This window comes from Amycolatopsis sp. NPDC004079 (genome assembly GCF_040610415.1).
In the GTDB taxonomy this organism is placed as follows: Bacteria; Actinomycetota; Actinomycetes; order Mycobacteriales; family Pseudonocardiaceae; genus Amycolatopsis; species Amycolatopsis halotolerans.
In genome coordinates, this window is record NZ_JBEXMH010000010.1 from 171,366 (window position 1) to 184,345 (window position 12,980).

The window sequence follows — 12,980 nt, forward strand, 5'->3', positions numbered from 1 at the left end:
TGGCTTGTCTGCTGGCTTGGCTCGGCTGTCGTCGTTTGGCGGCGAGTGGCGAGCTGGCTCGCTGCCAGCTTTGCTCCACTGTCGCAGTTCGCCGCGCTACGCCATCGCCGTCGCGCGGCGAATGCCAAGCCAGCTCGCTTATCAACCCCGACTCCACCCGTCGCCGTTTTCCGGCAACAAGCCTCCGTCACCCCAACCGGGGAATCAACCCGCGTCACCACTCCTCGGCAACCGCCTGCCCAACACTCCCGCCCGAGCCGCCGCGGCCCCCGCCTCCGCCGCGACCCCAGCCGTCTCCTCCGACACCGGTTCCCGCGACACAAACAGCCGGTAAAACACCGGCCCGCACACCGTCCGAGTCACCTCGTCCGGGTCGGTGTCGGCCGGCACCTCGCCACGCGCCACCGCCCGCTCCACGATCACCGCGGCTCGGGCATGCCGGTCCTGGTAGAACTCGCGCAACGCCTCGGCCGCCCGTTCCGAGTGGAATGCCGCCAGCACCGCGGCCGTCGGCAGCTCCCGTCGCCCCGGCAAGGTCAACGCGCGCACCACGTCCAACGCCAGTTGCCGCAAATCGGCGACAAGCGAACCGGTGTCCGCCGGACTCCACGGTTCAGCAGTGCCGAATCGCAACGCCGCCGCGACCAGTCCTTCGCGCGACTCCCATCGCCGATAAACGGTCGTCTTGTGCACGCCCGACCGCTCGGCGACGGCCTCGACCGTCAGCTCGGCGAACCCGACCTCCGCCAGCAGGTCGAGCGTCGCCCGCAAAACGGCGACGCGCGTGCGTTCCGTGCGCCCGCCCGGTCGGCTGGTCCCCGGTAACTCGGTTGTCAATCGCTACCCCTGTTGCATTAGTGTCCTCAGTATGACACCGCTGAGCACCCGTTCGCCGCTGGACGGCGACGTCGTCTCGATCACCGACCTGATCGGCGACGCGCGCATCGTCGCGATCGGCGAGAACAACCACCACATCCGCGAGTTCGGCGAACTCCGCGCCCGGTTGCTCCGCCGGCTCGTCGAGGACCACGGGTTCACGGTGCTCGGTTTCGAGTCGGGATTCGCCGAGGGCGATCTGGTCCAGCAGTGGCTGAGCGGTGGTCCCGGCGATGTCGCCGATATCGGGCGAGAAGGATTCACCTTCTCCCTCGGCGAGTCGGCCGAAGTGCACGAAATGCTGACCTGGATGCGCAGCCACGGCGACGTCCGATTCTCCGGCCTCGACCTGCCCAGTTCGGCCGGTTCGCCGCAACCAGCGTTGCGGATTGTCCGCAGCTTCGTGGAGGACGTCGATCCGGAGGTGCTTCCGCTGGTCGACGCCGCGATCACCGCATCCGAGCCGTACTCGGCAGTCAGCAGCGCGGTCGCGCCTGGCCGCTATGCGGCAATGACCACCGCAGACCGGGACGCCGCGACGGCCGCGTTGACGACTCTCGTAGCGCACCTTCGTTCCCTGTCGCCAGTTTATCGGCAACGGAGCGAGCCGGCCCGGTACGCCATCGCCGAACACCACGCGGTCGGCGCGCTTCGTGTCGACACGTACCTGCGCGAACTCAGCGCGATGATGGCGGGAACAGCACCGTCGCTCCAGGGGTCGTCTCGCGACACGTACATGGGCGCCACCGTGAAGCTGCTTCGCCAGCTACACGGCGAAGGCGAGAAAATCGTGGTGATGGTCCACAACGGACACCTGCAGCGAGTGCCTTTCGCCGCTCTGCCGACCATGACGTTCCCTTCCGCCGGGACTCACCTCGCCGCGGAGTTCGGCGACGACTACTTCGCTCTCGGCCTGACCGCTGGCACCGGCACGACCACTGGCCTAGAACCGGACGAGAGCGAACGTCTCGGCTTCCGGGTCTATGGACAGGAGCTGGAACCGCCCGTCGAAGGCAGTGTCGAAGCGGCCCTGGCGGGTTCGGATCCGTGCGTGGTCGATTTGCGGCAAGACCGAGCGCAAGGCCTGACCGGACCGTCGAGCCTGCGGCACGCGCACATGTTCACCAAGGTCGACGTCGCGCAAGCCTTCGACGCGCTGGTCTACCTGCCGACGATGTCGGTGAGCGCACACGTCCCAGCCGCGAAGTAGCCCTCGGCCGTCCAGCGGCTCGCCACCTAACGGCGAAACCTGCCGGTCTGGCCAACACTCGCCGCTCAGTGGCGGAAACCCGCCGGTCTGCCAACGCTCGCCACCCAGCGGCGAAACCCACCGGTCTGCCAACGCTTGCCACCCAGTGGCGAAGCCTGCCGGTCTGCCAGCGGTCGGCCGTTCAGCGGAGAAACTCGTCAGTCTTCCAACGCTTGGTCGCGTAGTGGCGAAGCGTGTCGTTTGGTCAACGGTCGGCCGCCGAGCGGCGAAACCTGTCGGTCTGCCAGCAGTTGGCCGTCCAACGGCGAAACCCGCCAGCCGGTCCACGGCTGGCCACGCATCGGCGACACCTGTCGTTCGGCCACCCGTTAGCCACCCAGCGGCGAAACATCGATGGGCGCAGTTCATCGTCCCCCTTATCGGTCGCTTACTAGTGCGTCCGGCCGGGCGGACACCGGACAGGGACCAACCCATCGTGTGACGTCGAGTTGCCGCCCGGTGGCGACCGGGATACGACCGCAGGCATGCGGAACCGAGCGGCTCGTGGCCTTTTTTCGGCAACACTGACATTCCTGCTGGTCGCCGGTGTGCAACCGGCCGCGCTGGCGGCGAGCGGGACGCAGGCCAACCCGCCGAGCTGGGCGCTCGACCGGATCGACCAGCGAACCGGCCTCGATCAGAAGTACCACTACGACTCGGACGGTTCCGGAGTCACCGTCTACGTGATCGACAGCGGCGTCGACGCCAAACACCCGGATCTGCAGGGCCGGGTCATGCCGGGCAAGGATTTCCTCACCACTGGCACGGACACGTCGGACACCAACGGCCACGGCACGCGAGTCGCGGGAATCGTTGCGGGACACAGCTACGGTGTCGCCAAGGGTGCACAGATCTTCCCGGTCCGGGTGCTCGACAAGGCTGGCGGCGGCGCGACCGACACGATCATCGCCGGCCTGAACTGGGTCGCCCAGAACGCGCACCAACCAGCGGTCGCGGTGCTGGGCATCGGCGGAGTGCCGAACGAGCAGCTCGACAACGCGGTCAAGGGTGTCGCCGCGGCGATGCCGATCGTGGTCCCGGCGGGGGAGGGCAGCACCGACGCCAGCCAGACCTCGCCCGCCCGAGTTCCCGACGCACTCACCGTCGGCGCGACGGACGTCCAGGACCAGGTCGCGCCCTTCTCGAACTTCGGCACGTCGCTCGACCTGTACGCACCGGGCGTCGACATCCCCGCGCCGATCGCCGGAACCGCCGATGTCGGGACCCTGTCCGGCACCTCGATGGCAGCGGCGGTGACCGCAGGCGCGGTGGCCCTCTACCGGTCTTCGCACCCGGATGCCGCGGCCAATGCGGTCAGCGAAGCAATTGTGCAGGACGCAACGCAGAACGTGGTCAAGAATGCGCCCTCCGGAACTGCGAATCGGCTGTTGTGCACACTGCCTGCGGGAACGCCCTGACGGTTGCGGGACGACGGCTCGGCCAGCATCATGCATGCAGGTCGGCGTGCATGATGTCCATCACCTGGACTACGGCTCCCGCACCGCGGGACGAACCGGGTAACGTGCCTTCGATACCGATCCGAAAAGGGAAGGACCGGGCATGTTCCGCAAAGTGCTGGTGGCCAATCGCGGCGAAATCGCGATCCGGGCGTTCCGCGCAGGCTACGAACTGGGCGCGGGCACAGTCGCTGTGTTTCCGCACGAAGACCGCAACTCTCTGCACCGGCTGAAGGCCGACGAGGCCTACGAGATCGGCGAACCGGGCCATCCGGTCCGTGCCTACCTCTCGGTCGAGGAGATCGTCAAGGCCGCCAAGAAGGCGGGCGCGGACGCGGTCTATCCGGGCTATGGCTTCCTGTCGGAGAACCCCGACCTGGCCAAGGCCTGCGAAGAAGCGGGGATCACCTTCGTCGGCCCGAGCGCCGACATCCTCGAACTGACCGGCAACAAGGCGCGCGCGGTCAAGGCGGCGCGCGAGGCCGGGGTGCCGGTGCTCGGTTCGTCGCAGCCGTCCAGCAACGTCGACGAGCTGGTCGCGGCGGCCGACGAACTCGGCTTCCCGGTGTTCGTCAAGGCGGTCGCGGGCGGCGGCGGCCGAGGCATGCGCCGCGTCGAGGACCCGGCTTTGCTGCGCGAGTCGATCGAGGCCGCCGCGCGCGAGGCCGAGTCCGCGTTCGGCGACCCGACCGTGTTCCTGGAGAAGGCCGTGGTCGAACCGCGGCACATCGAGGTCCAGATCCTCGCCGACGGCGCGGGCAACGTGATCCACCTCTTCGAGCGCGACTGTTCCGTGCAGCGTCGCCACCAGAAGGTCGTCGAGCTGGCCCCCGCGCCGAACCTCGACCCCGAGCTGCGCGACCGCATCTGCGCCGACGCCGTGAAATTCGCCCGGCAGATCGGCTACCGCAACGCGGGCACCGTCGAATTCCTGCTGGACCGCAAGGGCAAGCACGTGTTCATCGAGATGAACCCGCGCATCCAGGTCGAGCACACGGTCACCGAAGAGGTCACCGACGTCGACCTCGTGCAGTCCCAGCTGCGGATCGCGTCCGGGGAAACCCTCGACGACCTCGGCCTGTCGCAGGACAAGATTTACCTGCGCGGCGCCGCCCTCCAGTGCCGCATCACGACCGAGGACCCGGCCAACGGTTTCCGCCCGGACATCGGCATGATCAGCGCCTACCGCTCGCCGGGCGGTTCGGGCATCCGGCTCGACGGCGGAACCGCGTTCTCCGGCACCGAGATCAGCGCCCACTTCGACTCGCTGCTGGTGAAACTCACCTGCCGCGGCCGTGATTTCCGCACCGCGGTCGGCCGTGCGCGCCGCGCGGTCGCCGAGTTTCGTATCCGCGGAGTGGCGACGAACATCCCGTTCCTCCAGGCGGTGCTGGACGATCCGGACTTCCGCGAGGGCAACGTCACCACGTCGTTCATCGAGGAACGGCCGCATCTGCTGACCGCGCGCCACTCCGCCGACCGCGGCACGCGCCTGCTCACTTACCTCGCCGACCAGACGGTGAACCGTCCGAACGGCGAGCGCCCGCGCACGCCCGAGGCTGCGGCGAAGCTGCCGAAACTGCCTGCGGATCTCACTCCTCCGGACGGCTCCAAGCAGAAGCTGACCAAACTCGGCCCGGAGGGATTCGCGCGCTGGCTGCGGGAAACGCCGCAGCTCGGCGTCACGGACACCACCTTCCGCGACGCCCACCAGTCGCTGCTCGCGACGCGCGTCCGGACGAAGGACCTGCTGGCCGTCGCCCCGGTTGTCGCCGCGACTGTGCCGCAGTTGCTGTCCCTGGAGTGCTGGGGCGGCGCGACCTACGACGTCGCGCTGCGGTTCCTTGCCGAGGACCCGTGGGAACGGCTGGAGCGGCTGCGTAAGGCCGTGCCGAACATCTGCCTGCAGATGCTTCTCCGCGGCCGCAACACCGTGGGCTACACGCCTTATCCGACCGAGGTCACCACGGCTTTCGTCGAGGAGGCCACCGCGACCGGCATCGACATCTTCCGCATCTTCGACGCACTCAACGACGTTGAGCAGATGCGACCGGCGATCGAAGCCGTGCGCGCCACCGGGACCGCAGTCGCCGAGGTCGCGCTCTGCTACACCTCCGATCTGTCCGACCCGAACGAAAAGCTCTACACGCTCGACTACTACCTCAAGCTCGCCGAGCAGATCGTCGGAGCCGGGGCACACGTCCTGGCCATCAAGGACATGGCCGGCCTGCTCCGCGCGCCGGCCGCGGCTCGGCTGGTGACCGCACTGCGCAAGGAATTCGACCTTCCGGTGCACATCCATACGCACGACACCGCCGGCGGTCAGCTCGCCACCTACCTGGCCGCCATCCAGGCTGGCGCCGACGCCGTGGACGGCGCCGTGTCGTCGATGGCGGGCACCACGTCGCAGCCGTCGCTCGGCTCGATCGTCGCGGCGACCGACCACTCCGACCGCAGCACCGGCCTCGACCTGCACGCGATCGGCGACCTGGAGCCGTACTGGGAGAGCGTCCGCAAGATCTACGCCCCGTTCGAGGCTGGTCTCGCGTCGCCCACCGGCCGCGTCTACGACCACGAGATCCCCGGCGGTCAGCTCTCCAACCTGCGCACGCAGGCGATCGCGCTGGGCCTCGGCGACCGGTTCGAGGACATCGAGGCCATGTATGCCGCGGCGGACAAGATCCTCGGCCACCTCGTGAAGGTCACGCCTTCGTCCAAGGTGGTCGGCGACCTCGCGCTGCACCTCGTCGGCGCCGGCGTTTCCCCGGCGGACTTCGAGGCGGAGCCGAACAAATTCGACATCCCCGACTCGGTGATCGGGTTCCTGCGCGGCGAACTGGGCGACCCGCCCGGCGGCTGGCCGGAACCGTTCCGCACCAAGGCGCTCGAAGGCCGTTCGGCGGCCAAACCGGTCGCCGAACTGTCCGAAGAGGACCACAAGGAACTCGCCGACAACCGCCGCGGCGCGCTGAACCGGCTGCTGTTCCCCGGGCCCACCAAGGAATTCCTCGCGCACCGCGACGCGTACGGCGACACCAGCGTGCTCCCGAGCAAGGACTTCTTCTACGGTCTGCGCCCGGGCGAGGAGTACTCGGTGGACCTCGAACCCGGCGTCCGGCTGCTCATCGAGCTGGAAGCCATCGGCGAGGCCGACGAACGCGGCGTGCGGACCGTCATGTCCACGCTCAACGGCCAGCTGCGGCCGATCCAGATCCGCGACCGTTCCATCGCCTCGGACATCCCGGCCACCGAAAAGGCCGAGAAGGGCAACCCGAAGCAGATCGCCGCGCCGTTCGCGGGCGTGGTGACGCTGCAGGTGGCCGAGGGCGACCAGGTGGCGGCCGGAGCGACCGTGGCGACGATCGAGGCCATGAAGATGGAAGCGTCGATCACCGCTTCGGCGGCGGGCAAAGTCGGTCGGCTGGCAATCACCTCCGTTCAGCAGGTCGAGGGCGGAGACCTTCTCATCGTGCTCGAATAACCCGCTTTCGCGCCACTTTTTACTGCGCGAGGGGTCCCTTCGCTCCGAAACGGAGCGAAGGGACCCCTCGCGCTATTTAAAGCTCGCCTTTTCCGGGGTGTTCGCGCTAGCGTCGATGCATGCTGATCAACGCGGTGCCGCAATGGCAGGGCGCGCTCAGCCCCGGGGCAAAGGGGCTGATCGAGGGCTGCCGCGCACTTTCCGAACTGGCCGGGCACGTGCTCGGCAAACCGGTGCACCACGTGCGCCAGGACGCGGCGACGTCCGATGTCGTGACCGGGATAGCCAACCGGGCCGTGCTCACGGGCACGAACCGGCAGCTGCAGCTCGCCGCGCTCGAAGCGCCGGAAGGCCCGGTGCTCACGATCGGCGGCGACTGCGGCGTTGAGCTCGTCCCGGTCGGCGTCGCGCGTTTCCGTTACGGCGCAACGCTTGGCGTCGCGTGGTTCGACGCGCACGCGGACTTGAACACGGCGGATTCTTCGCCGTCGGGCGCGTATCACGGCATGGTGCTGCGGTCGCTGTTCGGCGAAGGCGACAAGGATTTCGCCGCGAGCCCGGCGCTCGAGCGAGGCCGGGCGGTGCTGTTCGGCACCCGTTCGCTCGATTCCGCGGAAGAGGAAGCCATTGCCGGCGGCCTCGTTGTGCGCTCCGACGACGTCGCCGGAGCGCTCAACGCGGCGGGAGCCGACCGCGTTTATCTGCATGTGGATTTGGACATTCTTGATCCCGAAGAGTTCCCCGGAGTGAATTATCCGGAGCCCGGCGGGCTCACGATCGCCGAATTGGCCGAAGCAATCGACGGGCTTTCCGGAATGGACGTCGTCGGTGCGGGCATCACGGAATGCGTCGGCACGGAAGTCGCCGCGCTGGAACCCGTGCTGGCCGCGGTGGGGAGGGTGCTGATGGAGGGCTGAACCTCCGCATCGAGGCGGGATGATCCGCGCCTCGTCCGGTGAGTGGACCGCGGGAACGCACGGGCAAGAAGGAGGTGTGCCCGAGACCGTGCGGAAGACGGTTCACAATACGGCGACAACCGCGTCGGCCGGACGAACGCCCGGATTCACCGCAGCGGTGCGTCCAGGCTCGCCAGAGCCACGCGCACGGCGTCGACGGCTTCGTCCGGCGCGACCCCGAGTTCCCGGCTGTGCCGGGCGTATTCGGCGGCTGCGCTGCGAAGTAGGATGCCCGGATCCGGTCGTTCGGCTGGGCCGGTCACGACGGTTCCACGTGCTCGTGCGGTGGTGACCCAGCCGGCGGCCTCAAGTTCGCGGTACACGCGGGCGACGGTCCCGGAGGCGAGCCCGAGGTCCCTCGAAAGCTGACGGATCGGCGGCAGACGGGCTTCCCTGGCAAGGGATCCGGTCGTGATCGCGCGGACGATTTGGTCGTGCACCTGACGCCAGGGCGGAATCCCGCTGTCGGCGTCGACCACTACTCGCAGCGGCATCTACCGCGCTGCCGTGGTCGTTGCGCGCTGCTTCGGCGGCGGGCCGACGATCGCGAGGAACGCGGCGACGGTGACCACGAACGCGAGGAACGTGGCGAGGTTCCCGATCGTCGTCCAGCCGAGTGTGGCAGCCGTTCCGGTGCCGAGTCCGAGAGCGACACGGGCGCTGCGGATGCGCAGTGCCAGGTCGACTTCCGGGTCGCCAGCAGCCGGACGCCGCACCGCGAGGAGCACGATGATCCACGACACCGCGGCCGCGCCGACGGTTACCGCGAGCGGGCCCCATTGCCGCAAAACGGCGAGATGCACGACGGCGGCGACGGTGGCCAGCCCGGAGACGATGACCGTCCACAACGGAGCGAAATCGAGCACGCCGCGTGGTGCGAGCACGGCTTCCCTGCGGGATTCCCGTGAGGGACGCTGCGCGAGAATTTCGGCGGCGAGTCCGCCGAGCAGCACCACGAACACCAGCGAGTTCGCGTTCCGTTCGCCGACGAGACCCGTCGCGCCCGGGATGAGCGGGAGACCGAGGAACAGCCACGGGTACCAGAATCGCCGACGACGCAGGTAACGCACGGCTACCGACACCTGGTCGGCGGTCGGGTTCCGCACGCCCCATTTCGCGAGCAGCCGAGCGCCTTGCTTCTCGCCTGGCCACAACGCGACGAGGATGATCAGCCCGAACAGGCCGGTGATGCCCGCGACGGCGAGCGCTGAGTCGAGTTGCATCGTGGACCCCTCCCTCTTGTATCAAGCACATGTTACAAGAGGGCTGCCGGTTCTGCCGGGTGACGCTCTGTGGTCGTTTTCGCTGCCCGCTGGGTCGCCGCTGAAGGCAGGCGCCCGGGTTCGCCCGTTCGTACGCACGGCGTAGCGCGCCTGGTGGTGTGTTGTCGCGATGTGCCGCTCTGACCTCGTGAACTTGTCACAAACGTGACAAGAAATCGGTTTCTTCGGCGACTCGTGACACATTTGGCGTTGGTTTTTCGATGTGCCGGGTGTCACCCCTCAATGGATGCGGGGCTTCTGGCGGTGCCAAGGCGCCGCCGGGGACCGGGCGGAGCGAAGGAGCTGCGATGTCGGTGGAGCGGGGACTCGATCACGCTGTGCCGCCGGCTGCGCTGCCGCGCAAGCTCGCCGAGATCCTTCGGCCCGAGCTGGCGAGCCTGTCCGCCGAGATCGTCGATGAGATACGCGCGACGATTCCCGCCTACGCGCGACCGCTCGACGGTCCGTACGGGAGATCGATCCGTGCGGGTGTCGAGTATGCGATCACGCTGTTCGTCGCGCAGATCGCGGACCCGCGGGCGTCGAAGGAGCAGTCGCACGAGGTGCACCATCGGCTAGGGCAGAACGAGATGAGGGAAGGACGGAGCCTCGACACCCTGCAGTCGGCCTATCGCGTGGGCGCGCGCGTCTCGTGGCGCCGGATCATGCGCGTCGGACGGCGGGCCGGTCTTTCGTCGGCAGTGATGTCGCAGCTGGCCGACGCCATGTTGGCGTTTATGGACGAATTGGCTTCTGTGGCGCTGGATGGCTACTTAGAGGCGAAAGCCCGCACCGCCGGTGCGTTGGACACTTGGCGGCGACGGCTACTCGGTGTTTTGCTGGAGGTGCCTGCTGCTCCGCCGAAGGCGATTGCGGAGCTGGCGCAGCTCACCGGTTGGGCTGTGCCGGAGCAGGCGTCGCCGATTGCCGTCCATTCGCCACTGAACGGCAGGGCCCGCCGGCATGCGACGTTGGACTCCGACGTCCTGGCGGAACTGGACTCCGCCGAGCCGTGCGTCGTCGTCCCCGGCGCGGTTAATGGTGCGCGCCTGGCGACACTTCAGGCAGCGCTGCCGAATTACCGGTTGTCCGTCGGGCCGTGTGTGCCGTTGGCCAGCCTCGCCGATTCCCTGCGCTGGGCACGCCGGACACTGGTTCTCGCCGATAGGGGGCGAATCCCGGCCGAACGAGTACTCCGTGCCGAGGAACACCTTGCCGCGCTGCTGGTGCATTCGGACGGCGCGCTGACGGAGCTCCTTCGTGCCCGGCTGTTTGCTCCCCTGGCGGACATGACCGACAAGCAACAGGATCGTTTGCTCGAAACGTTGCGTGCTTGGCTCGACAGTCAGGGGAACGTCGTCGAGATCGCCGAGCGTCTGCAAGTGCATCCGCAGACGGTGCGGTATCGCATGCGCCAGTTGCAGGCGACGTTCGGCGAGCTGTTGCGCGATCCGGCTGCGCGGTTCGAGATGGAGCTGGTCTTGCGTGCGGCCGCGTCCGAGAACCTGCGGGCAGAACTGCTTTGGCCGACACCGCTCAAGAGCGCGAGCGTGGTGCCGGCCAGTCGACAGCCCAGCTCGTACGAGGATGCGAAAAGCCACCGGTGACCAGCGGATCCGGGCTGTTGCCGAAAAATGGCGAAACGGTGGCGAGCGCCTTTCGAAGCCGGGTTGACGTGCTTCGGATCGGCCGCGGCTGAGTTGGTGTGATGCGGACCGGCTGCGGCTGAGTTGGTGGCAGCTGGTTATGTCGCTGGTTCGCCGACGGTGTGGTGGATAGCGAGTAGCCAGGTCGGCGGAGGGAGAGGGTGTCGCTGGTTTGGCGGTCCAGCGTCGAATGGGCGAGCGGCCGAACCAGCGTTGTGCGAGGTGTTGTCTGTTGGCGGCGAGGATTCGCCGTTCCGCGGCCAAAGCCCGTCAGATCATTGTGGCTGGGGCGGCGCTGGCTGAAGGCGGTGTTTTCAGTTCGGTCGGGTAGACGGGGAGACGGCCGTGGCGGGATGGCTCGTCGTGGGGCCGTGGGTTGGCGGGGTTGTCTCTGGCCCGGTGTCGAGCGTCCGTCCGGTGTTTGGTGCGGTGTTCGGTTTGGGGGTCGAGCCCGGCGGGGTCGGGGGTGGCGGGCACTGGGTGTGGTCCGGCTTGGTGCATTCGCCGAAGTTGACGGCGACGACCTTGGCCTGGTTGATGTTCGTCGTGGTGGAGGCCATGCCGGTCAGCAGGGGGTTGAGCGGTTCGGCGGTGCCGCAGTGGACGAACGGGGGCAACGTGAAACCGCGGTAGTCGGGGTCCGGCGCGTTCGGGTCGGTACCGACGGTGCCGCCTTGCAGTGCGTTGTACGGGCCGAAAAGATTGAGGGAAATCGGCGAGGCGGACACGCAGTCCGGGCCGAGGTCCAGGGGGACGCCATTGACCGTGGCGTTGCTCATCCTGGCCATGACCTTGACGTGAGTGGTCAGGATGGTCTCGCCGGGCGGTGCGCTGAGCTGCGCGTTGAGTTCGATCAGCTTGGCGTTGTGGTAGTCGGCGGGGAGGAACTCGACCGTGGCGCTCACCGGCACGAAGCCGAAACCCAGGAAGGTCGCCGTGACCGGCTTGAAGCCGACAGACCCCGTGATCGTGCTCGGATCGTGCTGGATGCCGTTGTCGTCCAGCACAATCGTCCAGACTCCGTTGAGCAGGCCGGTCGGTTTGCTGGTGACGGTCGCGCCCACCCGGTAGATTGACGAATTGGCGACGATCTGCACCAGGTTCAGCGGCGTCACGATGGTGAACCCGCCGCTGTCCTGCGGGGCGGCTTTATCGCGCGGCGCGGCGGGCGGCGGAGTGTCCGGGTTGCTTGCGCTTGGTTTGGCGGGAGCTGGGGCGACGAGGATCGAGGCCAGCGCGGTCTTCTGGTTCGGGGCCAGGGTGCACCGGACTGGCGTAGCCTCGGTGGTGGCTTCAGCCGCCGGTTTCAGGGCGATGGCCGGGGCACCGACGTCGAAGGTGACTTCGCCGGGGACGGTGATCGCCTGGTCCGGCAAGTCCGCGGTCGCGGTGAACTGGACGTCGCCGTTTTCCGGCAACGGCGTGGGGGCGATCGTGAACGGCGCGGGGATCGCGGTGCTTTTGTCGCCTTGATGTGCGGTCAGGTCCAGGGTCAAGCCGCCGCGGAGGCTGGTGGCGGGGGCCGGTGCCAGCTGGGTCGCGACGGCCCGGGGAAGCGTGAACGACGCGGTCAAGGAACGGAATTTGACTGCGGAGCCGACTGTCGCCGTCGCGGGCAGGGTGGCGGTCGTCTTGAGAGTGATCCGCTGGGGGCCGGCGGGGGCGGCGAACGGGCAGTCGAGGGCGACGTCCGTGGATGCTTGTTGTTCGCCGGACGAAGGCGGGGCGGCCGGGGGTGTCGCGTCGGTCGCGGCGGAGCTGATGCCGGTGAGGCCGCCGGTCCCGATCGACAGGGCGGCGAGGATCGCCAGCGCGGTCAAGGTCGTGCGGCGGGCAGTCAGCCTGCGGAGTGCTGGCATTGAGACGCCCTCCTCGCCCGCGGGAATCGTTCTCCGGCGAAGTTACCGGTGGGTTTACCAGGCGGGCAAGAGGGTTGGCCACAGGTGAGAATTTCCCTTGGCGGAGAAGGGTTTTCTTATGCTCGCGGGCTAGTTCGGGGCGGTGTTTTCATCGGAATCTGACAAAGAATCCGCGCGCCCGCCGACGGCTGCGA

At 68.2% G+C, this 12,980-nt stretch carries 9 protein-coding genes; 5 read left to right on the top strand and 4 right to left on the bottom strand.

From position 1 onward, the window contains the following. Nucleotides 1–204: 204 nt before the first annotated feature. Nucleotides 205–837 (bottom strand): TetR/AcrR family transcriptional regulator, encoded by a 633-nt coding sequence (locus ABZX37_RS13975; RefSeq protein ID WP_354739333.1) that lies wholly within the window; start codon nt 835–837, stop codon nt 205–207. Between the two features lie 31 nt (nt 838–868). Between ABZX37_RS13975 and ABZX37_RS13980 the strand changes: the two genes are divergently transcribed. The 4 genes from ABZX37_RS13980 (at nt 869) to ABZX37_RS13995 (ending at nt 7,980) form a co-directional block, all read left to right on the top strand. Beyond that, nucleotides 869–2,086, top strand: coding sequence for an erythromycin esterase family protein (locus tag ABZX37_RS13980; RefSeq protein ID WP_354739335.1), 1,218 nt, complete (start codon nt 869–871; stop codon nt 2,084–2,086). 524 nt (nt 2,087–2,610) lie between these two features. After that, nucleotides 2,611–3,543, top strand: coding sequence for a S8 family peptidase (locus ABZX37_RS13985; protein ID WP_354739337.1), 933 nt, complete (start codon nt 2,611–2,613; stop codon nt 3,541–3,543). Nucleotides 3,544–3,685: 142 nt separating this feature from the next. After that, the gene (locus ABZX37_RS13990) at nt 3,686–7,063 is read left to right on the top strand and encodes a pyruvate carboxylase (RefSeq protein ID WP_354739339.1); all 3,378 of its coding nucleotides are present in this window, start codon (nt 3,686–3,688) and stop codon (nt 7,061–7,063) included. Nucleotides 7,064–7,182: 119 nt separating this feature from the next. After that, nucleotides 7,183–7,980, top strand: a complete 798-nt coding sequence (locus ABZX37_RS13995) for an arginase family protein (protein WP_354739341.1) — start codon at nt 7,183–7,185, stop codon at nt 7,978–7,980. Between the two features lie 146 nt (nt 7,981–8,126). Here the strand turns inward: ABZX37_RS13995 and ABZX37_RS14000 are convergent, their stop codons facing one another. Both ABZX37_RS14000 and ABZX37_RS14005 read right to left on the bottom strand, forming a co-directional pair. Continuing rightward, a complete protein-coding gene (locus ABZX37_RS14000; protein ID WP_354739343.1) occupies nt 8,127–8,513 on the bottom strand; it encodes a GntR family transcriptional regulator in 387 nt (128 codons plus the stop codon). Beyond that, nucleotides 8,514–9,242, bottom strand: coding sequence for a hypothetical protein (locus ABZX37_RS14005; RefSeq protein WP_354739345.1), 729 nt, complete (start codon nt 9,240–9,242; stop codon nt 8,514–8,516). A gap of 347 nt (nt 9,243–9,589) precedes the next feature. Between ABZX37_RS14005 and ABZX37_RS14010 the strand changes: the two genes are divergently transcribed. Beyond that, complete coding sequence (locus tag ABZX37_RS14010; protein WP_354739347.1) at nt 9,590–10,888, top strand: helix-turn-helix domain-containing protein; 1,299 nt, start codon at nt 9,590–9,592, stop codon at nt 10,886–10,888. A 353-nt stretch (nt 10,889–11,241) separates the two neighbouring features. On the opposite strand, the gene ABZX37_RS14015 is transcribed toward ABZX37_RS14010, so the two are convergent. Beyond that, a complete protein-coding gene (locus ABZX37_RS14015; protein ID WP_354739349.1) occupies nt 11,242–12,786 on the bottom strand; it encodes a DUF6801 domain-containing protein in 1,545 nt (514 codons plus the stop codon). Nucleotides 12,787–12,980: the final 194 nt, after the last annotated feature.

What these genes read in the sequence shown, in the direction of transcription:
- ABZX37_RS14010 (WP_354739347.1), top strand. Translation starts at nt 9,590, where the DNA reads ATGTCGGTGGAGCGGGGACTCGATCACGCTGTGCCGCCGGCTGCGCTG.
- ABZX37_RS14000 (WP_354739343.1), bottom strand. Translation starts at nt 8,513, where the DNA reads ATGCCGCTGCGAGTAGTGGTCGACGCCGACAGCGGGATTCCGCCCTGG.
- ABZX37_RS14015 (WP_354739349.1), bottom strand. Translation starts at nt 12,786, where the DNA reads ATGCCAGCACTCCGCAGGCTGACTGCCCGCCGCACGACCTTGACCGCG.
- ABZX37_RS13995 (WP_354739341.1), top strand. Translation starts at nt 7,183, where the DNA reads ATGCTGATCAACGCGGTGCCGCAATGGCAGGGCGCGCTCAGCCCCGGG.
- ABZX37_RS13980 (WP_354739335.1), top strand. Translation starts at nt 869, where the DNA reads ATGACACCGCTGAGCACCCGTTCGCCGCTGGACGGCGACGTCGTCTCG.
- ABZX37_RS13985 (WP_354739337.1), top strand. Translation starts at nt 2,611, where the DNA reads ATGCGGAACCGAGCGGCTCGTGGCCTTTTTTCGGCAACACTGACATTC.
- ABZX37_RS14005 (WP_354739345.1), bottom strand. Translation starts at nt 9,242, where the DNA reads ATGCAACTCGACTCAGCGCTCGCCGTCGCGGGCATCACCGGCCTGTTC.
- ABZX37_RS13990 (WP_354739339.1), top strand. Translation starts at nt 3,686, where the DNA reads ATGTTCCGCAAAGTGCTGGTGGCCAATCGCGGCGAAATCGCGATCCGG.